This window comes from Acetomicrobium sp. (assembly GCF_059026225.1).
Genome location: NZ_JBWQOQ010000002.1, coordinates 98,423 through 120,273, shown reverse-complemented (window position 1 = coordinate 120,273; position 21,851 = coordinate 98,423). Strand labels below are relative to the sequence as shown.

Sequence of the window (21,851 nt, the reverse complement as noted above, 5' to 3'; positions counted from 1 at the left end):
ATGGAAAGAGCTATAGGAACTTTTGAGCTTATTAGTGTGGCTAGGGGTGCAGCAACAGTGGACGCAATGCTTAAAGCCGCTAACGTCAAACTTTTTCATGCCTCACCAATATGTCCCGGAAAGTATTTGATAGTCGTATGGGGGCAAGTTGGTGCCGTCAAAAACGCCCTTAATGCTGGAAGACAGGTAGCAGGTGAAATGTTGACCGATGAGATGTTGCTTCCTAACGTTCACCCTTCCGTGTTCCCTGCCTTAGCATGTACAACTGAGGTAAGCGAGATGGGAGCCCTCGGTGTAGTTGAAGCCATGGCTGCACCTTGTATCATCGAAGCCGCAGATACAGCTGCTAAAGCGGCTAAAATTTTGCTGATTGAAATCCGATTGGGTAGAGGGATGGGAGCTAAATCCTTCTTCTCTATGGGAGGAGATATTTCAGAGGTAAAAACTGCCCTTACGGCTGCTAAAGAGCTGATTATTAATAAGGGTTTGCTTGTTGATATCTCATTTATACCCAATCCTCATCCCGATTTAAAAGGTGCAGTGTTATAGCATTTAAAAAATGATGTAAGACTGCTTCTATGTGCAGTTAGAAAATGATAAATATTTAATATATGAGACACAAGGGGTGAAATTTGATGACTAGAATAATGATTGCTCCTGGCAGGTATGTCCAAGGAGCGGGTGCAATGAACGAAGTGGGAAAACATGTCGCTTTGCTGGGCACGAAAGCGTTGGTGCTTGGAGGCAGGCGAGGACTCGATTCAGTTAGGGAAGAGATGAAGAAAAGTTTTTCCGAGCATGGAATAGAATATTTTGAGGAACATTTTGGGGGAGAGTGTTGCGATCAGGAAATTGACAGGCTGACAGAAATAGGACGTGAAAAAGGCGTCAATGTTCTCGTCGGCGTTGGTGGTGGCAAGGCGCTGGATACGGCCAAAGCTGTTGCTGAGTATTTAAAAGTCCCTGTAGCTACGATACCCACTATAGCTGCCACTGATGCACCTTGTAGCGCTCTGTCTGTAATTTATACCTCAGATGGCGTGTTCGAGAGATACTTTGTCCTTCCCAGCAATCCAAATTTAGTTTTAGTAGATACTGATATAATAGCCAAAGCCCCGACGAGATTGTTGGTTTCCGGCATGGGAGATGCTTTAGCGACTTGGTTTGAGGCGGAAGCATGTAGTTTTACGAAAGCCCCCAATATGCCTGGAGGCGAAGGTACATCTGCTGCTTTGGCTTTGGCAAAATTATGTTACGACCTTCTCCTCGAATATGGATTAGATGCCAAGATTGCTTGCGAAGCTCATGCTGTAACTCCTGCTTTGGAAAAGATCGTAGAGGCCAATACATTGCTATCGGGTTTGGGGTTCGAAAGTAGCGGGCTCGCTGCCGCTCACGCCGTACATGACGGCCTTACTGTATTGGAAGAAACGCATCAATTTTACCATGGAGAGAAAGTGTCATTTGGAACATTGACACAACTTGTCCTTCAGGACGCAGATCCGGATACTATATATGAAGTGCTTGATTTTGCGTGTTCCATTGGACTGCCGGTCACATTAAAACAATTGGGTCTTGCCGGTGCAAGCTTTGAAAAACTCCTGCCGGCGGCGGAAGCCGCTTGTGCAGAAGGAACAACCATGGCAAATATGCCTTTTAAAGTGACACCATCCATGGTAGTCAATGCTATGTTGGGTGCAGATGCCCTTGGCAGGGCTTTTTTAAAAAGCTAGGAATGATTTTATGTGCTGATTGAATCATATGATCAATCATTAGACCCTTAAAAGGAGTGTCAATTTTGGCTGAAGTGTAAAAAAGATTTAATGTGCTGGATAGTTTCTTAAAAGAGACTCCAAAGTCTGGATTAGTCGCTACGGATTGTCTTTTTGGTCCAAAATCTAGCATTGATGTTGCTAGTGGGGAAATTAAATGGATGGAGTTAGACGCGAGAATTTAGACATGCTTGATAAGTTTATAGCTGATCATGCCATAGATCAGATTTTCGAAAAATATAGAGACAACCGGAACGAACGAGACATGTTCTAGGTTGGAAAAAGTGTTTTTGGATATGGCAGGCGGAGGTTGTTAAGTTTTTTCAACAAACCCATCGTTTTATCTAAGCCCCCACAGGGGGGCGTAGATAAAACATTTATAATTTATTCTTTGGTTGGCAATTCCATGGCTTCAGTCGACTCGGGGAGTATTTGTCCTCCATCAACCACTATCGTTTGTCCCGTTATGAATTTTGCAAGGTCAGATGCTAAAAATGCAGCTGCATTTCCAACATCTTGAGGATCACCCAAAGTGCCAAGAGGGATCGATCTTTTCATTATGTCGAGATATTCCTCTCCTAAGCTTAAGAGTCCTTCCGATACAATGTTTCCTGGCAACACAGCATTAACGCGAATTCCGTACCGGGCTAGCTCAATTGCTGCAGAGCGCATAAATCCAAGCTGAGCTGCCTTTGTGGCACCATAGTGGCTCCAACCGGCAAATCCGGTAATGGGGCCTGTAATCGAGGAAGTTATGACGATACTTCCGCCTCCCTGTTTTTTCATATGAGGGATGCATTCTTTGATGCTTAAAAACATCCCTTTTACATTTATAGTGTTAATATAGTCCCACTCTTCCTCCGTCATATCTTCTATTAAAGACATAGGATATATACCAACGTTACTGCATAAAACATCGATTCGCCCATGCCTTTCTATAGTCGCGCTAACCATACGCTGAATATCTTCCGTCTTGCTTACGTCGGCCACTACGTAAGAAATTTGACCGAAGCTTGATAACTCTTCGACTGTTTTTTGGAGATCTTGTTCCTTTCTTGATGCAATGACAACTGTAGCTCCATGTTTTAAAAATGCCTCTGCGATACCTTTGCCAATGCCTTTACTGCCCCCAGTGATTATTGCAAATTTACCTTCCAGCAAACGTGTCACTTTACATCGCTCCTTTCAAATACTATTACACTAATTCCTTATTCTTTACACGAAATGGGAATGTCGACACTCAGCTCCCTTTGACGCGATTGCTTTAACCCCACACTGCCATATCCTCATTCAGACTTTACGTCTTGTCCTTTTATTGAAATATTATCTTCTATTACGCATTAAGGTGTCTACCCCCCTACCTTTTCAAATCCCTTTAAACTATGGTGAAACGATCGCGTGATGTCATAGGAGGTTTTGTATCGTATAATTAATAATAACTGCAAATCAAAGGGCAAATTTATTAATATATGGTTTTTCGCTCGGCGAAACGGTGTTCGTAGTGACGTTACAAGGAGGTTTAAGAATGGCTTGCAATCGACTTGGACTCATAGTTAATCCTATTGCAGGAATGGGCGGTAGGGTGGGATTAAAAGGCACTGATGGCGAGGAAATCTTGAGGATATGCAAGGAAAAAGGTGCTATTCCAGAAGCTCCCCAAAAAACGGTCGAGGCCCTGAAGCGACTTGTGCCTGCTAAAGACGAGATCGAAATAGTGACTTATCCGGGTGAAATGGGAGAGTTGGAGGCTCGTGAAGCCGGCTTCGAACCAATCGTGATTGGCAGCATTATTCCAGGCAACACAACGTCTGAGGATACGAGGAGGGCGGCCAAGGATATCGCTGATTTTGGTGTAAAGTTGTTACTATTTGCGGGTGGGGATGGTACAGCAAGGGATGTGTATTCGGCGTTAAAGGATAGGCAACAACCAGTATTGGGAATTCCAGCGGGCGTCAAAATTCATTCTGGCGTATTTGCCATAAATCCAAGGAGGGCGGGAGAACTTGCCCTCCTTTTTATGCAGGGAAAAGTAAGAGACATGAAGGAAGCTGAGGTCATGGATATCGATGAAGAAGCCTTTCGCCAAGGATGGGTAAGCGCAGCGCTTTATGGGTATTTGTTAATTCCTCACGAAAGAACTTTCGTTCAAAGCAAAAAGGCGGGTCAAGCCGCCTCCGATACGGTAGATTTGGAAGGGATATCTTACTATATCTTAGATCACATGGACGAAAATAAAGATGCAATTTATATCATAGGGCCCGGCACTACAACTAGGGCAATAAAACAGAAATTAGGAGATGAATGCACACTGCTTGGAGTGGACGTCAGCCAAGACAAAAAAATTATTGCACTTGACGCCGATGAAAAGAAGTTGCTTGAAATTTTATCCGATGACAAGAAGGCCTTTATAGTGGTTACCATAATAGGCGGTCAAGGTTATATATTTGGAAGGGGCAATCAACAGATAAGCCCGAAAGTCATAAGAAAGGTTGGCCTTGAAAACATCATAGTAGTTGCTACACGTAACAAAGTATCAGCTTTGGGCCATAATCCCCTCTTGGTGGATACGGGCGATGAGGAATTAGATCAGGCCCTCTGTGGCTACGTGAGGGTTGTCACGGGTTACCTTGAGCAGCGGATTATGAAGGTATCGGTCTAAAATTGTTTTATTTTAAGGGAGGTATTTGACGTGGAAATTGGCGAGCTCACGTCATCCGTCCATAAGGCATTGTCGGAATTGCTGTCCATAGCTGAACTCAAACCAGAAAACATATTAGTTATTGGATGCAGTACGAGCGAGGTTTTGGGAAAAAAGATAGGATCTGCTTCTAATCTAGAGGTAGCTAAGGCGATAATGGAAGGCATAGAACCGTTGGCTAAAAAGTTTGGCTTATTCCTTGCAGTACAATGTTGCGAACATCTAAATAGAGCTCTTGTGGTAGAAGAGGATTGCGCAGTGAAATATGACCTGGAGGTCGTAACCGTTTTGCCACATCTAGAGGCTGGTGGTGCCTTTGCGGTGTTGGCTTACGAAGAGTTTGCAAAGCCGGTAGTGGTCGAAAGCATACAGGGTCATGCAGGAATGGACATAGGGGATACTATGATAGGCATGCATTTGAAAAGAGTTGCCGTACCTGTGAGGAGCGAAGTCAAAAGGATGGGCGAGGCTAATCTAGTTATGGCGCGCACGCGGCCCAAATTGATCGGAGGAGAAAGGGCGAAATATCCCCCCTATTACGTAAAATGATTTCGTTCAATGTGGGAACCGTTGATATAGCGTTGATCAACATGCCCTTTGCCAGCTTCAGACAGCCTTCCTTTGCCCTTGGTCTTTTGAAAAGTTCAATAAAAGATAAATTAAAAGTTAAGGTTTTTGATTTTAATGTGTATTTTGCGGAAAAAATAGGCGCGGATCTTTATGATAAAATAGCTACGTGGCATATAGTAGACTTATTGGGTGATAGGTTATTTGCTCAAGACCTTTATGGCGATCAAATTCCCCCCTTCGAGAAATATGTAGATAAAGTGCTTAATGGAAATTTAGAGGAGCATAAGGCACCTTACGACAAAAAATTGGTGGATTGCGCCTTTTACAATGAACTTCTCGAAGTTCAAAAAATGACTAACCAATTTTTAGAAGAATGCTCACGTATCATTATTCAGGCAAATCCTAAAATAGTGGCCTTTACCAACATGTTTCACCAGCAGACATCAAGCTTGGCGTTGGCTAAAAGACTTAAAAAAGTTCTTCCACGTGTTTTAGTAGCCTTTGGCGGGGCCAATTGCAAAGGCCCGATGGGTGTGGAGTTAATAACACATCATACTTTTATTGATTGCGTGTGCTTGGGCGAAGGAGACAGTTCCTTTAAAAAGCTGGTTAATACCTTCATAGACGATCAGGCCATAGAGACTTTGTCCAATATACCTGGGATGATCTTTCGCAAGGATGTAGAAGGCGATAATGTAAATCCTTTTATCCTTTGCAGCCAAACGCTAGAGATGGATTTAAACTTGGTACCTACTCCTGATTACGATGATTTTGCCCAGCTCTGTGACGAAAGAAAATTTATGCACAACGAAAAACCAAGAGTGTTTTTTGAGATGTCCAGGGGGTGTTATTGGGGACAGAAAAAAAGATGCATATTTTGCGGTCAATCGAGCGAAACTCTCATCTTTAGAAAGAAAAACCATGAACGAATAGTCACGGAATTAAGGAAAATTGTGAATAAATATCCAGCCTTTGCTTTATCTGCTAGCGATGAATCAGTTGACGAAAGAGCGCTTGAAGCGTTGATTGAGGCGCTTTCCACTCTAGAGAGAAAACCTGAAATAGTTTACCTTCAAGTTAGGCCTGATATAGATGTAAAAATGCTCGAGAAATTGGCGGCCTGCGGGTTGAAAAGGCTCGAGGTTGGTATTGAATCACTTAGTTCAAATGTGCTTTCCATAATAGGCAAAGGCGTTAACGGGCTTCAGAATATAACATTTCTCAAAAATTGTCGCGAAGCGGGAGTAAAGCCGATATGGAACTTCTTGTGGGGTTTCCCGAAGGAACCGGAAAGCTCGTATGAGAATATGGCAAACCTGATACCTTTGCTCACTCATTTGCATCCTCCCAATTACGCAGGACCCTTTAGGCTTGATCGCTTTAGCCCCTGCTTTGAAAACCCTTACGAACGCGGCATAAGGGAAATAAAACCTTACCCTTCCTACCGATTTGTTTATCCCTTTAACGAGGAAGTCATAGATAATTTTGCCTCTTTTTTTACCTTCAAATTTCAAACCCCACAAAATGTCAAAGATTACACACGTCATCTTCAAGAAAACATATTTTTTTGGAAAGAAATTTACCCCAAAAGTGCTTTGTATTACAGGCAAGACTTGGTAATAGACAGAAGATCCGGCATCGACGAGTGGCACATAAGACTTGATCCTTTGACCATGGCGGTTTGTAAAGCTTCCAGTGAGCCTGTGACCTTGCAGGGGATTGCTCAAAGGCTTAAGGAAGTGGAAATCGTTAAATCCGAAGAAGAAATAAGGCAATCCATCAAAAATTTAATTAAATACGGAATTTTGTTAAAGGAGAAGGAGATGTATTTAAGCTTGGTTACCGAAGAAAAAGAGGTGATGCCATGAGGTGCGATGATTAGGTGTAAGCGTTATAAAATTAATTAAAAATTGGGAGGGATATGGTCATGGAAGAGAAGGGAAAAAAAGTTGCTCATCCCTACATTCCCAATTCCGTTCCAGAGATCAAAGAAGAATTGTTAAAGGAAATAGGGATCGAAAGTGCGGAAGATATTTTCGGTCAAATCCCCGAACATTTGCGGCTTAGAAGACCGCTTAACATTCCCAAAGCGATCCTTTCAGAATACGAACTTAAAAAACACGTCACAGAGCTTCTTTCCAAAAACAAAAATTGTGAGGAATACAAAAACTACCTAGGCGGTGGCTGCTGGCAGCATTACGTTCCTGCGGTATGTAAGACCATAATGGAAAGGGACGAGTTTTTGTCTGCCTACGTGGGAGAGGCCTTTGCCGATCATGGTAAATTTCAGGCACAATTTGAGTATGCAAGTTGCATAGGGGAGCTTGTGGATATGGATATGGTAAACACCCCGACTTATGATTGGGCTATGGCCTGCGCCACTACGGTGAGGATGGCTTCGCGCATGACGGGAAGGAGCAAAGCCCTGGTGGCTAAATCCATAAGCCCCGAGAGGTTGTCCTGCATCAAAGATTACGCATGTTCTGCGACCCCCGATATAGAGCTTGTTAACTACGATCCGAAAAGCGGATTGCTTGACTTAAATGACTTAAAAGACAAACTTTCAGATGATGTTTGTGTCCTTTATATGGAAAATCCTAATTTTTTTGGGGTTATAGAAAGGCAAGGGCAAGAGATAGCAGATCTGCTTCATTCAAAGGGAGCATTGTTGTCGGTAGGCGTTGATCCAATTTCCCTTGGCGTGTTAGAAGCGCCTGCTCGTTATGGTGCAGATTTTGCTTGCGGTGATGTGCAGCCTCTGGGAATACCGATGAGCTATGGTGGCGGTTTAGGGGGTTTTATTGCTACACCTGACGAACCGAAGTTCGTAGCCGAGTATCCTTCCTTACTATTCGGGATAACGGAGACGATAGAAGAGGGCGAGTATGGCTTTGGAGAGGTCTTATACGAGAGGACGTCTTACGCATCTCGTGATAAGGCCAAAGATTTCTTGGGAACGATGGCTCAACTTCACGGCATCGTGGCGGGCGTATACATGGCTTTAATGGGCCCACAGGGAATGAAGGAGTTGGGCGAAGGCTTGCTGCAGCGGGCAGCATATGCTGCCAAAAAACTATCATCTATTAAGGGAGTCAAAGCTCCTCATTTTAATTCATGCCATTTCAAGGAATTTACAGTGAATTTCAACGATACGGGAAAGACGGTCGCAGATATCAACAAGGCGTTACTAGATCACAAAATATTTGGCGGAAAGGACCTGTCAAAGGACTTCCCAGAGCTCGGGCAAAGCGCTTTATTCTGTATTACTGAGGTTCACAGCAAAAAAGACATCGATGAACTGGCCGAAGCCTTGACTTCCGTCTTGGGAAAGTAATTGAGGGAGGGGATAGATCATGACGAACGTAAGGTTAAGAAAATTTCACCAGGCCCGTTGGGACGAGCCGATAATATTTGAGCTTTCCGTTCCGGGACGAAGAGGCCTCATCCCTCCGGCTCCAGAAGAAGAAATTAAAGAGGCAGTAGGCGATCCAAAGGGCTTGGTGCCAGAGGAAATGCTTCGAAAAGAGCCACCAGCATTGCCGGAGCTTGACCAAAAAAGGGTTTTAGCTCATTACATTCACCTCGCTCAAGAGACCTTAGGGGGAAACCTTTGCAACGACATAAGCCAAGGCACGTGCACGATGAAATATAACCCCAGGATCAATGAAGAATTGGCGGCACATCCCGGCATAGCTTCACTTCATCCGTGGCAAGATGTTGATACTGTTCAAGGCATACTTAAAATATACTTTGAGTTTGAGGAAATCTTAAAGGAGATCTCGGGGATGGACAAGTTCAGCTTGCACCCCCAAGGTGGAGCGCATGCCGTTTATACGGCTGCGAGCATCATGAGGGCTTATCATCGCGATCGCGGCGAACTGGATAAGCGCAGGGAAATCATAAGCTCCGCTTTCACTCACCCCTGCGATCATGCAGCCCCTGCCACTGCTGGTTTTAGGCTGATAATACTCCCCCCGAGCGAGAACGGCTATCCATCGGTTGAGGCGGTAAAAGCTGCCGTATCGGAAAACACCGCCGGCATGTTCATAACAAACCCGGAGGATACTGGAATATACAACACGGAGATCGACCAATTTGTGAAGATAGTGCATGACGCGGGGGGTTTATGTTTTTACGATCAGGCCAACGCAAACGTACTCTTGGGTATCGCCAGGGCGCGAGAGGCCGGATTTGATATGTGTCACTTTAACATCCACAAAACCTTCGGTACGCCTCACGGATGTTCAGGGCCGGGGCTTGGTGCGTTGGGCGTAAGGGATCACTTAGCAAAATATTTACCCATACCAACCGTTGAATACGATGGCACCAAATATTACCTCGACTTCGATAGGCCCCACAGTGTAGGCAAAGTAAGACAATTCCAGGGACCTGCAGGCGTCCTTGTGCGTACTTACGCATGGGTAATGACCATAGGACAGGAATATCTTAAAGAGGTATCTGAGATATCCACGATAAACCATAACTATCTACAAAAGAAACTGCAGGAACAGATCCCCGAAATAGAAGTACCTTACGCACCCGGTAGGAAGCGCCTTGAAGAGGCTCGTTACTGTTGGCAGAAATTGCTGGAGGCCACGGGTGTAAGTACGACGGATATCTTGAGACGGGTGGGCGATTTTGGGTTGCAACATTATTGGACAAGCCATCATCCGTGGGTGGTTCCGGAACCTATGACACTAGAGCCCTGTGAAAGCTACGGCAAGGAGGATTTAGACGAATACGTAGCAGTTTTAAAACATATTCGTGATGAAGCCTATTCTGATCCGGAAATTGTAAAAAATGCTCCCCACAAATGCGCATCTCACAAGCTGGCCGATGAATCGGCTTTAGATGACCCGAAGCGCTGGGCAACTACTTGGAGGGCGTACGTAAAGAAAAAAGGTCGAGCCTAAAGTTAGTAGGACGGAGTAGCGTAGATAAAAACATAATGGTGGTAAAGCCTCTAAAGAAACATGACTACGTAATAGGCTTTGCCACCATTTTTATATGACCATAAAGCTGCCTTGGACAAGGTTTTAACCCATCGAAGACGCCTCAAAGAGAATGTCGCTGTCGTCGCAGAAGGCGCATGCATCACGAACTTATGTGATCTGTTCTGCTGTTGCATCATTCTTATTGCTTATCCAATTAGAGAGCCAAAACGCTTGTTTCTAATAGACCATATGTGATATAATCGCCACATATTTTATGGACGAAGGAGTTGATTTTGAGTTGAAAATACAAGTTCTCGGCACGGGGTGCCCTAAGTGTAAGAAACTTGCCGATATGGCTGAAAAAGTTGCAAGAGAACTTAATCTCGACTACGAGCTTGAAAAGGTTACAGACATTAACAAAATAATATCCTTCGGAGTCATGACCACCCCCGCCTTGGTGGTTGACGGAAAGGTTGTTATTGCAGGGAAACTTCCATCGGAAGAGGCATTAAGAAATTTGTTGGGTAATTAGATATCTTGTAAGTATAATGTTTCATAAGCTACCTGCCTTAATGAAGAAATTTAACGCAATAAAGGCAGGTTTATCGATACATAATAACTATACATATGAACATGGCCAAATTCCGCTTGTTCAAAGATTACCATAAATTATTCCAGCCAGCGAAGAAAGCAGCACCACAAGAATTACGTATATAACAGTTTTTTTTGTCCCTAATACGGTTCTTATTACCAACATACTTGGCAATGATAGAGCCGGGCCGGCTAAAAGAAGGGCAAGTGCCGGTCCTTTGCCCATTCCTGCGCCTAAAAGACCTTGTAATATTGGTACTTCCGTTAGCGTGGCAAAATACATGAAGGCTCCAACGATCGAAGCAAAAAAGTTAGAAAAGATCGAGTTGCCGCCCACCAGATAAGAGACGTAAGCGCTTGGGATGATGCCTTCGTGTCCGGGGCGTCCGAAAAGAAAGCCTGCGATCAGTACGCCAACAAAAAGCAAGGGCAATACTTGAAGCGCATATCCCCAAGTTGCGTTGAACCATTCAGATCTTTCCTCCCTTGTAAACCATTTTTTTGTTGCGAAGGCCGTAAAGGATACGCTGATGAGGGCTAATATCCATTTAACGTCATAAAGGTATGCCCAAAAACCGATATTTGCATCCGGAGCTGCAAGATTTGCGAATATCAAAAAGCAAATCATACTAGCCATAACTGATGCCAGTTGCCACAAAGGACGAGATGTGGTATCTTCGACCGAAACAGCAAAACTTTCCTGCCTTTTTTCTTCGTCTTTTCTAAATATAATTGACATCGCTAATCCGATGACTACGCTGAAAAGAATGGCTCCGATTGCTCTGGCCAAGCCCATCTCAAGACCCAGTACCCTCGCTGTCAAAATTATGGCTAACACATTAATAGCCGGTCCTGAGTAAAGAAACGTAGAAGCAGGGCCTATTCCGGCTCCCCTAGCGTAAATTCCTGCGAATAAAGGAAGAACGGTGCAGGAACATACAGCTAAAACTGCGCCCGATACCGCTGCAACTGAATAAGATATGAATTTTTTTGCATTGCTTCCGAGATATTTTATAACGGATTGTTGACTGATGAAAACGGAAATGGCACCAGCTATAAAAAAAGCAGGGATCAGGCAAAGCAGAACATGTTCTTTGGCATATTCATGAAGCATTGCCAGGGCTTCCGAAGCGGCAATCGATACCCTAGGTGAATCGGCCGGTATAAAGTAGAAGAAGAGAAATGCAAGCAGGATCAATGCGAATTTTTTGCTGTCGCTCATCGAAATACCTCCTTTACTGCTTGTTTATTTTTGATAAATTTCGCTATTGTCTCTGGAGCAAGAACATTTGTAATCAAATTGAATTTTGACCGGATCGCCCAAAATGATACGTTCTATGCATTGAAGCATAGGAACTAAGCAACGCAAATTAAGTTTGTAATAGATGTATAATCCATCCCGTCTTTGTTCGATAATTCCCAAGTCTTTCAGAATGGCCAAATGTTTGCTGACGGTAGTTCTGTCATAACCGAACAGGCTGGCAATTTCACAGGCACACATCTCTTTTTCGCCCAACAATTCAATGATTTCTAAGCGGACTGGATGCCCCATGGCCTTTAATAGCTTTGCTTTTTTACGTTGAGTTTCGATATCCATAGCTATCTTCCCCCCCCTGATAAATATGTGGCAATATTATCACATATAATACAAATGCGCAATTTGCGTTTTAGCCAGATTGGTATGGTTGGGATCTTTTGCTGGTATTACTAAGGGAAGGTAAGGCATCGTACCATTTACGTGCCATTTAGGATGCACCAGTGGGTAGTCCCTAAAAACCTTACACAAACTTGATGTGGTTACGATAGACTGCAGTCCCCCTCATGAATGATGAATGTTGTATGTTCCAATAGAATTGGATGATATTCCGGGTTTTTTATGGGAAGTATAGGTCGTAACTGCTAAAATTTTTGTTATGCGGAAAATATTGGATTATAATCTTTATAGGCGTCAAGGTGCATTTTCTTAACTAAACTTCACGAAGCATTAGGCATGGCAAGCAGGGCATCATCCCTGCGGTGGTAGTTGTTTATAGGTATTTTAATAAAGGAGGTCGAACCGTCATGTTAAAACCACGTAAGCTCGTAATGATACCTGGCCCTACCCCGGTAGTGCGTTCCATTCAAGACCAAATGGGTCGTGAGACGATTGCTTTTGGAGACCCCGATTTTATTGAGGATTTCAAGAGTGTTGTTAGAGATTTAAAGGAGCTTTGGCAATGCAGCGGACAGGCATTCGTTCTCGCTGGTTCCGGGACCCTTGCCATGGAGATGGCAATAGCTAATATATCTAAGGCGGGAGACAAGGCGCTTGTGTGCTCAAATGGTTTCTTTGGCGATAGATATGCAGAAATATGCAGGCGACGTGGCCTGAAAGTGGACGTGCTAAGCGCTGAGTGGGGAAGTTCGGTGACTCCCGAAGATGTCAAAAACAAGCTATCGGAGAGTAAGTACGACATCGTCACAGTAACTCACGTGGAAACTTCAACGGGGGTTATGGCACCTATAGATGAAATTGGCAAAATTGTACAGGAACACGGGGCTCTTTTTGTGGTCGATGGCGTTGCTGCCTCCGGAGGTGCAGAAGAATATGTTGATCCCATGGGCATTGATGTGCTCATTAGTTGTTCACAGAAGGCCTTTGGGGTGGCTCCGGGATTAGCTATATTGTGGGCTTCTAAAAAAGCATTAGAGAAACGAAGATCACTAGGGACGATCCTTGATTCCTATATGGATTTCGAGAAATGGTTGCCCGTAATGGAAGATCCATCGAAATATTGGGGAACTCATCCTATTAACATGATATGGGCTTTAAAGGAATCTTTGCGGATTATAAAAGAAGAAGGCATTAAAGAGCGCTATGCCCGTCACGCAAGACAAGCGGTTATGGTAGATGAAGCCATCGCCTCCATGGGGTTTTCAATATTGGCCGATAAGAATTTTAGGGCTCCAACGTTATCGGTGTATCTTTATCCAAAAGAGGCCAATGTTGATGACGCGAAATTTAGGGCGTTGGTAGCTGAGGAAGGGGCTTATATTGCTTCTTGTCTTGGAGATTATGCCGGAAAGGGCTTTAGGATGGGTCATATGGGTAACATTGATAAGCATATATTAATATCTGCGGTAGCTGCGATTGAGAGGGCAGCTATGCGCGTCGGAATTAAACTAGAGCCAGGCAAGGCTTTGGGAATTTTGCAAAGTGGTTTTGTAGAAGAAAGCTCCAATTAGGTCTAGACGCGCAATTAATCTTATGATATCTTTAGCTAAGAAGTGCCGGGGTGGCGGAACAGGTAGACGCAGTGGACTCAAAATCCACCGGTACGTGGTACTGTGCGGGTTCGAGTCCCGCCCCCGGCACCAGACGTGAAAAAGCCGCTTTTTTACTCTCTCCCATCGCCAATGGGTGAAGGGAGAGAGTTTTTTTATGTCCGTAATTCCGTTTCGTGGAAATATGTTCTTTGAAAGATGCCGTGTGAATTCATTTATTTTAAAATGGCAGACTACAGGTCGAAGTGCATGATCAGTGGATAGTATTTATTAAAAAAGCTATACTTATTCTTGAGAATGGCATTGATTAAGAAGGGAAGGTTAATTTCTATGTTCAAAGTTTTAGTGACCGGCGGAGCGGGTTTTATCGGATCGCATATTGTCGATGCGCTTATTGAAGATGGACATAAAGCTGTCATCGTGGACAACCTGTTGCAAGGCAAACCTGAAAACATTAATCCTAAAGCCCTTTTTTATAATCTTGACGTATGTGATCCAGCGCTAGAAGGCGTCTTTGAGAAGGAACGTCCCGATTATATTTGCCATCACGCTGCGCAAATTGATGTCAGAAAATCAGTTGCCGATCCGCTGTGTGACGCTAGGATCAATATTTTAGGACTCCTTAATATCTTGTCTTCTTCGATGAAGACTGGCGTTAAGGGAGTGATATTTGCCTCCTCAGGCGGTGTAGTCTATGGTGAACCAGATGTTTTGCCGGTGCCAGAAGATCATCCCAAGGGCCCGCTTTCGCCTTATGGCGTAAGCAAGCTTTCGTCAGAATATTATTTATATTATTATAATAATGTTTTCGGGCTTCCCTATATTGCACTTCGATATGCCAATGTGTATGGCCCAAGACAAGATCCTATGGGAGAAGCGGGAGTTGTTGCCATATTTTCTAATAAGATGTTGCGTGGTGAGGAGCCCACTATCTACGGTGATGGCAATCAAGTGAGAGATTATGTGTTTGTAGGGGACGTGGCAAGGGCAAATTTACTATCTTTGCAACATTTAAGCAAAATGGGTTTTCCTTCCTCCATAGATGACCACGCTTTTAATATAGGAACATCGGCTGGCACATCAGTCAATGAATTGTACGCTCTTTTAAGTGAAATCATTGGTTTTACAAAAATGGCGAACCGTGATGAACCTAGAAAGGGAGAGCTGTATAAAATATATTTAGATATCAGAAAAGCAAGAGAGAATTTAGGATTTAATCCTTCCGTCTCTTTGCGCGATGGTTTAAAAGCGACGATAAGTTATTTTACTGGAATACGGTGATCTTGAACTGAGGAGTGAATCAAATGACTATACAAGGAATAAAAAAAGATCTCGCAAAGAAGGCCGCTAAGGCCATGGTTCCGCGTTTGAGAGAGGAATTCCTAAGTAAGGGAGGTCAGTTGGAGGATTTCGATGAGGAATTGGCCACAAGTAAATTGTGCGCCTTTTTTGAATCGCAACCTCCAGTTTTTTGGGATCAAATCGCTATCAGCGAAAATGCTTCTTTGGATGAAATTGCACAAGATATAGCTGATAGTTTAGAGGAAGCAATCTACTTAGAGAAGATGTCGGCCAGAGATATTATTGACATGCTCATGGAAGAAGAGGGAATTTCACGGCGTCTGAAGAGTGTTAAGCAATAATGAGAATGAACCGGCAAAAATGTCTTTCAAGGCATTTGCTAAATCATCTCAAAACCAGGGCGGTAAATTAAAACTGAACAAGGCGCATGACGAGCGATAGTGGTTGTGGTGCTTCCAACCAGAATATGTTCTATTGTGCTATGTCCTTTGAATCCAACTATTATGAGGGAAATTCCTTCCTCCTGCGCCTTCTGAATGATCACTTCTCCAGGGGATCCCTCTTCAATTAAGATCCTGTGTTCGTGAGGGGGCAAATCTTTGAATTGCGCTTCGGCCTTTTGGATCCAGTAGGATATCTTTTTGTGAGCAATGTGCCTGGCTTCATCCCCTATTTGTGGCGGGATCCAGGGCTCATAACCCCTCCATATCGAAGAAATACGCGGTAGGACATGAATATATATTACTTCATCATTAAGTCTATGTGCAATGCTGTGGGAATAAGCAATTAAGGATTCCGACATTTTGCTCATATCGATACCAACTAATATTTTTCTTGTCAATTTTTATCACCTCGCATCTTTAGATTTATCGAAGAATCGTGAAAAAACTCTTAAAGTATGCAATCTTCATTACTAAATTACTAAAGCATGGTTTATCAACAATCAGTCGTCTATTATTTTGTAAATAGAAGGGTACTTAAGAGCCAATCCTACCTTTTAGTAAGCTCAGTAAAAATGAGACTTGGCGTTTGAGTAGAAGGATTGAAAACAGATCCCGAATCATGCTTTATCTACACTTTAAAGCCATTGTATCACAAATAAACACCCATGTGGCGAATGGAAGCGAAGATCATCTTTTGCCCATATTTTTGAGTTGCTGCCCAGGAAAAAGATCATGTTTTTAGTATTAGTCCGTTTTTAAGTATTAATCTGTATGGTAACTTTGCGTGAAGGTTTCATGATTTATAATATGATATGTAATATAGTAAATGCAATTTATTTGTGTTTGAGTACAAAAGAGCTTTATATGCTTCGATAAAAGGTTGTTTTGGTCGTTGTGCTTTGACATGATGATTGTTTGTGGGAGTGTGGTTTAGGTTTGATACTATTTGAAAATGTTACTAAAAAATACGGCGATACCGAAGTTTTAAGGGGCATCGATCTTGAGATGCGAAGGGGTGAAATCACAATACTTATAGGCCCCAGTGGTTGTGGCAAGACAACCACGTTAAAGATGATAAACAAATTGACAGAGCCCACGGGCGGGAAAATTTTTATAGAAGGGCGAGATATTGGGGAATTAGATCCCATCGAACTTCGGAGGAACATCGGATACGTAATACAGCAAATAGGCTTGTTTCCTCATATGACTGTGGGCGAAAACATTGAGCTCGTGCCTTTTTTAAAAAAATGGCCCAAAGAAAAGAGGGTAAAGCGTGTTAGGGAACTATTGGAGCTTGTTGGAATGCCAGAGGCAGAATTCATGGATAGGTACCCAAGCGAACTTTCAGGGGGACAACAACAGCGTGTGGGTGTGGCGAGGGCTCTGGCGTCCGATCCGGAGATAGTTCTCATGGACGAGCCGTTTAGCGCTTTAGACCCCATTACGAGGGAACAACTTCAAGAAGAACTATTTAACCTGCAACAGGAGCTTCATAAAACTATAGTTTTTGTAACCCACGACATCGATGAAGCCCTCAAGTTGGGAGATAGGATTTGTATAATGAAAGACGGTAAAATTTTACAATTTGACGTTCCAGAGGTTTTGTTAAAAAGTCCAGCCCATGGATTTGTTGAAGAATTTATCGGAAAAAAACGTTTGTTGAGTTCGCCTGAGCTCATGACAGCGGAAGATGTCATGATCAAAGATCCTGTGAAAGCACATCCCAAGAGGACGTTGGCTCAGGCTGTTGAGATAATGAGAAGTCGCGGAGTTGACAGCGTGTTAATTGTAGATGAGGATAATAAGCTTTTGGGAATAGCAACGGCAAGAGATATCAGCGAAAGATTTGATGAAAAAAAATATTTAGAGGAAATATATACAAAAGATGTCATACACGTTCCTCCAAATGAATCACTATCAAAAGTTCTGAAAATAATGGCAGAAAAGAAGATTGGTTATATCCCGGTTGTGGATGAAGAGGGCATTTTGGTGGGTTTGATAACTAGGAGTTCTTTAATTAACGTTTTGGGCGAAAGCTATTTTTAAAGGCGTGATAATTATGAATATTTTGAGCGAATACATAAGTTTTATGCTTGAAAGACAGGATCAAATTTTATCTTTAACGGGTCAACATATATATCTGACATTCACAGCGGTTTTCCTGGCAATTTTGTTTGCCGTTCCGCTGGGTATAGCGATAACCAGATTTGAGAAAGTCGCTGGCATAGTCGTCGGAATTGCCAATGCCGTTCAAGCATTGCCCAGTTTGGCGCTTTTGGGCTTTTTAATTCCCATCATGGGGATTGGCTCTAAACCATCGGTTGTCATGATATTTTTGTATTCCCTACTTCCGATCATAAAGAACACCTACACTGGCTTAACGAACGTTGACAGGGCAATTTTAGAAGCGGGAAAGGGAATGGGCATGACGAACTGGCAATTGATGCGAATGGTACAACTACCCCTGGCTTTGCCTGTAATAATGACCGGGGTGAGGATATCCGCAGTTACGGCGGTAGGATTAACAACTATCGCTGCCTTAATTGGCGCTGGTGGTCTTGGCCAGCTGATATATCGCGGCATTTCCATGGTCAATAACAAAATGATAATTACGGGTGCTGTTCCGGCCATGGTACTGACTTTGATCGTGGATTATTTGTTAAATATTTTAGAACGGGCGGTAACGCCCAAGGGGATAAAGAAAAAATAAAAGAGCAGGAGGAGATTTAAGTGAAAAAGTACACGTCAATAATGTTAGCAATTCTTTTTGCCTTCGCTCATATCGTTTCTTTTAGCGGTCTGGCTTATGGCGCAAGCCCCGCCTCAGGGATCATCGTGGTGGGCTCCAAAAATTTCACCGAGCAGATGGTAGTGAGCAATATTGCAGCCGAATTACTCGAGGCACAGACCAATTTAAAAGTTGAAAAAAAGTTGCATTTGGGAGGCACTAACGTCTGTTTTGAGGCATTAAAAAGAGGAAGCGCAACCAACGGCATCGACATTTACGTCGAATATACGGGCACTGGCTTAGTCAATATACTTCAAATGGAAGCGAAGACCGACCCTCAAGAAGTATATGAGACGGTGAAAAAGGAATTTAAAAATAGATGGAACTTGATTTGGCTTGAACCTTGGGGATTCAATAACACTTACACCTTAGCCGTCAAAGAGGAATTTGCAAAGCAAAACAACATAGAGACTTTCTCCGATCTGGCTAAATTTGCTGATCAATTGATCTTTGGTTGCACCATGGAATTCATGGAGCGTCCTGACGGATATCCTGGCTTTAAAAAGGCCTACGGTTTTTCCTTCAAAGAAGCAAAGGCTATGGATCCAGGCCTAATGTATGCCGCGATCGACAACGATTTAGTCCAAGTTATAAGCGCTTTTGCTACCGATGGATTGCTTGTAGCCCATAACCTCAAGATTTTAAGAGACGATAAAAATTTCTTCCCCCCATACCATGCAGCGCCTTTGGTTAACGGCGAAGTTTTAGAGAAATATCCCGGCATCGCCGAGGTCCTTAACAAACTTGCAAACTCAATAACCGATGAGGACATGCAAAAATTAAACTACAAGGTTGACGGCGAAGGTAAAGATCCTGCTCAAGTAGCCAGAGAATTTCTAAAAGAAAGAGGAATTATTTAGTTTTTAATCCGGCTTGTGATTTTAGCGATCTGTCATTGTGGGAGTTTGCTTTAAAAATACAAAGGACCATCTAAAAAGTCAATTTTATTGAGCGAGTTGATTTTTTGAAATTCGGAGGCTAAGATAGTAAGCGGAGAAAATAAAATAACATGATCGTTTCGGTAACGGGAAACCGGTGAAAGTCCGGTGTGGCCCCGCCGCTGTAACCCTGACGAAATCGCAATATTGTCACTGCCTTTAGGTGGGAAGGCGCGAAAAGTAGGAAGAAGGGAAGCCAGAAGACCGACCGAAATGATAGTAGTGCCAGCGTCGTGCGGGGGGCGTGACGTGGCAGGGAAAAAGGGGTAACCTGTCGATTTATGGTAGGTTACCCCTTTTTTGATTTTATAGATCTAATGTAACGAATGGAGGGAAGGCATGTGAGGTTAATTTTGCGGTTTTCAAAGTTAGCAGCTTTTTTAAGCGTTCTTTTTCTTTTAAGTGTCGCGGGCGAAGTTTTAGCGCAGGAAGAACCTATCACGGTGGCCCCAGAGCTTGTGACTGGAAGCAGATTGGCCGAATCTCTGGATGAGGTCCCCCAGGCTGCATATGTGGTTACGGCTGATGAGATCGAAAAAAGTGGGGCTAAAACGTTGAGCGAGATCTTGGACAAAATCCCTGGCGTATCGACTTTAAGGAAAAATTCTTGGTCGCAGGACGACAAAGTTAAGATGCGCGGTCTTGACCTTGAGGTGTTGGTATTGGTCGATGGTGTTCCCTTTATGCCAACTCATTATGACGATATGTTTACCACCGATTTAAGATCTATCCCTCTTGAATCCATAGAGCGCATCGAAATCGTCAAAGGCGCCGGATCTGCGCTTTATGGCTCAATGGCTGCAGCGGGCGTCATCAATATCATTACGAAGACGCCCGACAAATACAAGACGTCCATATTGGCCGAGGGTGGCAGCAACGATTGGCGCAGGTATTCCGCCTCGGCTGGGATCAAAGGAGAGATATTTGATGTAGGGGTTCGTTATAGTCACAGAGAGGAGGGTGAAGTGCCTATACAGTATTTAGGGAGTAAAATTCTTAATGCCCTCGACTATGACCAAGATTCGGCAAGCATTAATATTTCTAAGGGCAACTGGCGCTTTGGTGCTGATTTTGGGTCTTATGACTCAAAGTGGGAAGCTGGCAACCCCTTAATTGACAAGCAGGAAGACGATTATAAGAGATTTTATTTGAGATATGCAGACCTCAGAAATGAAATAATAGCCTATGCCCATTTCCTTGATAAGAAATATATCCGAGGAGGAGAAGCTGGCTCATCTGATCCCGCTAGGCTGTTGCCTTACGACTATGACGAAGACATTTGGGGGTTAGAGTTTACTCAAAGGACTTCAATGGGAGATATTCCGCTTGCTTGGGGAGTTGCTTATCGCTTCGAAAAGCTTTCTGTTAATGGAGAAGGTTTCGATTTTAATACGTATGAATTTTACAATACTTCTTACAAGGGCGAACGATATAACATCGCTCCTTTTGCACAGTTTTCTTTTCTTTTAGGTGACGTTTTTGTGGACATAGGTTTGAGATATGAAAATTGGGATGTCGATGACGGAAAGGACGAGTCTGAATTTGCTCCTAAGATATCTTTTTACCGCCAGGCAGTTGATGGCAAGTTATGGTATTTAACGGCGGGCAAATTTCTTGCAATGCCCAGTTTGTATCAATTGCATGCAAAGGATTCCATGACTGAGCCTAACCCTGAGTTGCTTCCTGAAAAGGGGTATTCCTACGATCTTGGAGTCAAGGATCCAAATAATAAGTGGAACATAAATTTGTTTTACCTGACAATGGATGACAAGATAAAATGGGAAGACTTGGATCCTAATGATGGTATTTATTATGGCAAATATATCAACCTAGCTGAATTTCGTTCCTGGGGCATCGAAGGGCAACTCGAAAAACCACTCACCACTAACCTAAGTTGGATTAATGGAATGACCTGGCAAAAGGTGGAAGAGAAAAAAACTTCAAGTGACCCTTGGAGGAAGGGCGGCACCCCTCAGTGGGAGATTTATAGCGAACTCAATTACGATAACGGTCCCTGGTACGGCAGTTTGAGCGCTCATTATTATGGTGGGCGTGATATAGATGTCTTGGGACCTTATGATAACGACAGGGCAGACGATGATTTCATCATAGTTGATGCCTTACTTTCCTACAACATGAAAAACGACAGAATTACCCTGGCTGCCTACAATATCTTCGATAAGGAATACATCGTTGATACTGGCGGGTTTATAGGTCCTGAACGAAGGGTATATTTAACTTTAGAACATCTTTTTTGATTAACATAATTACAAAAGCTTGTGGTTTATATTAGTTTTACAAAAGACCGTTTGAAGCCAAGCGGTCTTTTGTGCTTTTATAAAGAGCAGTTCTGTTTTATCGCTTGTTATCAAGATGCGTTGAGCTATTGCAGTTTTTTCTAATTCGAGGTTTTAATAAAGGGCTTTTATTTCAAGGCAGTTTTGACCGGTTTGTTTTTTATGATAAAATTCACGATGTAAAGCGGTGATTTTTGATTATTGAAAAAAGACTTATATTGGTAGATGAAAAATTGCGTTTTCGGACATAATAA

Annotated in this window: 19 protein-coding genes, 1 tRNA gene and 1 riboswitch; of the genes, 16 read left to right on the top strand and 4 right to left on the bottom strand. The window is 43.1% G+C overall.

The window, feature by feature from the left end; all coding sequences use genetic code 11:
• Together AC5SXE_RS01725 and AC5SXE_RS01720 are read left to right on the top strand one after the other, a co-directional pair.
• Positions 1–549, top strand: coding sequence for a BMC domain-containing protein (locus AC5SXE_RS01725; protein ID WP_303881555.1), 549 nt, complete (start codon positions 1–3; stop codon positions 547–549).
• 86 nt (positions 550–635) lie between these two features.
• On the top strand, positions 636–1,733 hold the full coding sequence (locus AC5SXE_RS01720) for a glycerol dehydrogenase (protein ID WP_310850241.1): 1,098 nt from the start codon (positions 636–638) through the stop codon (positions 1,731–1,733).
• Positions 1,734–2,156: 423 nt separating this feature from the next.
• Here AC5SXE_RS01720 and fabG read toward each other — a convergent pair whose 3' ends face one another.
• Positions 2,157–2,942 (bottom strand): 3-oxoacyl-ACP reductase FabG, encoded by a 786-nt coding sequence (fabG, locus tag AC5SXE_RS01715; protein ID WP_493916426.1) that lies wholly within the window; start codon positions 2,940–2,942, stop codon positions 2,157–2,159.
• 355 nt (positions 2,943–3,297) lie between these two features.
• On the opposite strand from fabG, the gene AC5SXE_RS01710 reads away from it, so the two are divergent.
• The 6 genes from AC5SXE_RS01710 (at position 3,298) to AC5SXE_RS01685 (ending at position 10,506) form a co-directional block, all read left to right on the top strand.
• Positions 3,298–4,431: an ATP-NAD kinase family protein gene (locus AC5SXE_RS01710; RefSeq protein WP_493916425.1), complete on the top strand. Its 1,134-nt coding sequence runs from the start codon at positions 3,298–3,300 to the stop codon at positions 4,429–4,431.
• 30 nt (positions 4,432–4,461) lie between these two features.
• A complete protein-coding gene (locus tag AC5SXE_RS01705; RefSeq protein ID WP_493916424.1) occupies positions 4,462–5,019 on the top strand; it encodes a TIGR01440 family protein in 558 nt (185 codons plus the stop codon).
• Between the two features lie 11 nt (positions 5,020–5,030).
• Positions 5,031–6,908 (top strand): RiPP maturation radical SAM C-methyltransferase, encoded by a 1,878-nt coding sequence (locus AC5SXE_RS01700; protein WP_493916423.1) that lies wholly within the window; start codon positions 5,031–5,033, stop codon positions 6,906–6,908.
• Positions 6,909–6,967: 59 nt separating this feature from the next.
• On the top strand, positions 6,968–8,374 hold the full coding sequence (gene gcvPA, locus AC5SXE_RS01695; RefSeq protein ID WP_332636439.1) for an aminomethyl-transferring glycine dehydrogenase subunit GcvPA: 1,407 nt from the start codon (positions 6,968–6,970) through the stop codon (positions 8,372–8,374).
• Positions 8,375–8,393: 19 nt separating this feature from the next.
• Complete coding sequence (gene gcvPB, locus AC5SXE_RS01690) at positions 8,394–9,953, top strand: aminomethyl-transferring glycine dehydrogenase subunit GcvPB (protein ID WP_493916422.1); 1,560 nt, start codon at positions 8,394–8,396, stop codon at positions 9,951–9,953.
• A gap of 319 nt (positions 9,954–10,272) precedes the next feature.
• Positions 10,273–10,506, top strand: a complete 234-nt coding sequence (locus AC5SXE_RS01685) for a thioredoxin family protein (RefSeq protein WP_303881097.1) — start codon at positions 10,273–10,275, stop codon at positions 10,504–10,506.
• A gap of 120 nt (positions 10,507–10,626) precedes the next feature.
• Here AC5SXE_RS01685 and AC5SXE_RS01680 read toward each other — a convergent pair whose 3' ends face one another.
• The gene (locus AC5SXE_RS01680; RefSeq protein ID WP_493916421.1) at positions 10,627–11,787 is read right to left on the bottom strand and encodes a permease; all 1,161 of its coding nucleotides are present in this window, start codon (positions 11,785–11,787) and stop codon (positions 10,627–10,629) included.
• A gap of 24 nt (positions 11,788–11,811) precedes the next feature.
• On the bottom strand, positions 11,812–12,162 hold the full coding sequence (locus AC5SXE_RS01675) for an ArsR/SmtB family transcription factor (protein WP_493916420.1): 351 nt from the start codon (positions 12,160–12,162) through the stop codon (positions 11,812–11,814).
• A gap of 464 nt (positions 12,163–12,626) precedes the next feature.
• Here AC5SXE_RS01675 and AC5SXE_RS01670 point away from each other — a divergent pair, with 464 nt between their 5' ends.
• From AC5SXE_RS01670 to AC5SXE_RS01655, 4 genes are all read left to right on the top strand, one after another.
• Positions 12,627–13,790 carry a pyridoxal-phosphate-dependent aminotransferase family protein gene (locus AC5SXE_RS01670; protein WP_493916419.1) on the top strand — a complete coding sequence of 388 codons (1,164 nt, stop codon included), beginning with the start codon at positions 12,627–12,629 and terminating at the stop codon, positions 13,788–13,790.
• A 44-nt stretch (positions 13,791–13,834) separates the two neighbouring features.
• Positions 13,835–13,922: transfer RNA gene (locus AC5SXE_RS01665), tRNA-Leu, on the top strand.
• A 237-nt stretch (positions 13,923–14,159) separates the two neighbouring features.
• On the top strand, positions 14,160–15,110 hold the full coding sequence (locus AC5SXE_RS01660; RefSeq protein WP_493916418.1) for an NAD-dependent epimerase/dehydratase family protein: 951 nt from the start codon (positions 14,160–14,162) through the stop codon (positions 15,108–15,110).
• Between the two features lie 23 nt (positions 15,111–15,133).
• Positions 15,134–15,472, top strand: coding sequence for an XRE family transcriptional regulator (locus tag AC5SXE_RS01655; RefSeq protein ID WP_323721646.1), 339 nt, complete (start codon positions 15,134–15,136; stop codon positions 15,470–15,472).
• A gap of 38 nt (positions 15,473–15,510) precedes the next feature.
• Here the strand turns inward: AC5SXE_RS01655 and AC5SXE_RS01650 are convergent, their stop codons facing one another.
• Entirely contained in the window at positions 15,511–15,972 is a 462-nt protein-coding gene (locus AC5SXE_RS01650) for a universal stress protein (protein WP_493916417.1), read from the bottom strand.
• A 538-nt stretch (positions 15,973–16,510) separates the two neighbouring features.
• On the opposite strand from AC5SXE_RS01650, the gene AC5SXE_RS01645 reads away from it, so the two are divergent.
• From AC5SXE_RS01645 to AC5SXE_RS01630, 4 genes are all read left to right on the top strand, one after another.
• The gene (locus tag AC5SXE_RS01645; RefSeq protein WP_332636433.1) at positions 16,511–17,620 is read left to right on the top strand and encodes a betaine/proline/choline family ABC transporter ATP-binding protein; all 1,110 of its coding nucleotides are present in this window, start codon (positions 16,511–16,513) and stop codon (positions 17,618–17,620) included.
• Positions 17,621–17,633: 13 nt separating this feature from the next.
• The gene (locus AC5SXE_RS01640; protein WP_310848623.1) at positions 17,634–18,284 is read left to right on the top strand and encodes an ABC transporter permease; all 651 of its coding nucleotides are present in this window, start codon (positions 17,634–17,636) and stop codon (positions 18,282–18,284) included.
• A gap of 20 nt (positions 18,285–18,304) precedes the next feature.
• Positions 18,305–19,222, top strand: coding sequence for a glycine betaine ABC transporter substrate-binding protein (locus AC5SXE_RS01635; protein ID WP_493916416.1), 918 nt, complete (start codon positions 18,305–18,307; stop codon positions 19,220–19,222).
• A 142-nt stretch (positions 19,223–19,364) separates the two neighbouring features.
• Positions 19,365–19,527: riboswitch (cobalamin riboswitch) on the top strand.
• A gap of 114 nt (positions 19,528–19,641) precedes the next feature.
• Positions 19,642–21,558: a TonB-dependent receptor plug domain-containing protein gene (locus tag AC5SXE_RS01630; protein ID WP_493916415.1), complete on the top strand. Its 1,917-nt coding sequence runs from the start codon at positions 19,642–19,644 to the stop codon at positions 21,556–21,558.
• The last annotated feature ends 293 nt before the right edge of the window (positions 21,559–21,851 follow it).

Excerpts from the sequence above, each read along its gene's own strand:
- AC5SXE_RS01710 (WP_493916425.1), top strand. The coding sequence starts at position 3,298 with ATGGCTTGCAATCGACTTGGACTCATAGTTAATCCTATTGCAGGAATG.
- gcvPA (WP_332636439.1), top strand. The coding sequence starts at position 6,968 with ATGGAAGAGAAGGGAAAAAAAGTTGCTCATCCCTACATTCCCAATTCC.
- AC5SXE_RS01725 (WP_303881555.1), top strand. The coding sequence starts at position 1 with ATGGAAAGAGCTATAGGAACTTTTGAGCTTATTAGTGTGGCTAGGGGT.
- AC5SXE_RS01660 (WP_493916418.1), top strand. The coding sequence starts at position 14,160 with ATGTTCAAAGTTTTAGTGACCGGCGGAGCGGGTTTTATCGGATCGCAT.
- AC5SXE_RS01670 (WP_493916419.1), top strand. The coding sequence starts at position 12,627 with ATGTTAAAACCACGTAAGCTCGTAATGATACCTGGCCCTACCCCGGTA.
- AC5SXE_RS01680 (WP_493916421.1), bottom strand. The coding sequence starts at position 11,787 with ATGAGCGACAGCAAAAAATTCGCATTGATCCTGCTTGCATTTCTCTTC.
- AC5SXE_RS01720 (WP_310850241.1), top strand. The coding sequence starts at position 636 with ATGACTAGAATAATGATTGCTCCTGGCAGGTATGTCCAAGGAGCGGGT.
- gcvPB (WP_493916422.1), top strand. The coding sequence starts at position 8,394 with ATGACGAACGTAAGGTTAAGAAAATTTCACCAGGCCCGTTGGGACGAG.
- AC5SXE_RS01675 (WP_493916420.1), bottom strand. The coding sequence starts at position 12,162 with ATGGATATCGAAACTCAACGTAAAAAAGCAAAGCTATTAAAGGCCATG.
- AC5SXE_RS01640 (WP_310848623.1), top strand. The coding sequence starts at position 17,634 with ATGAATATTTTGAGCGAATACATAAGTTTTATGCTTGAAAGACAGGAT.
- AC5SXE_RS01655 (WP_323721646.1), top strand. The coding sequence starts at position 15,134 with ATGACTATACAAGGAATAAAAAAAGATCTCGCAAAGAAGGCCGCTAAG.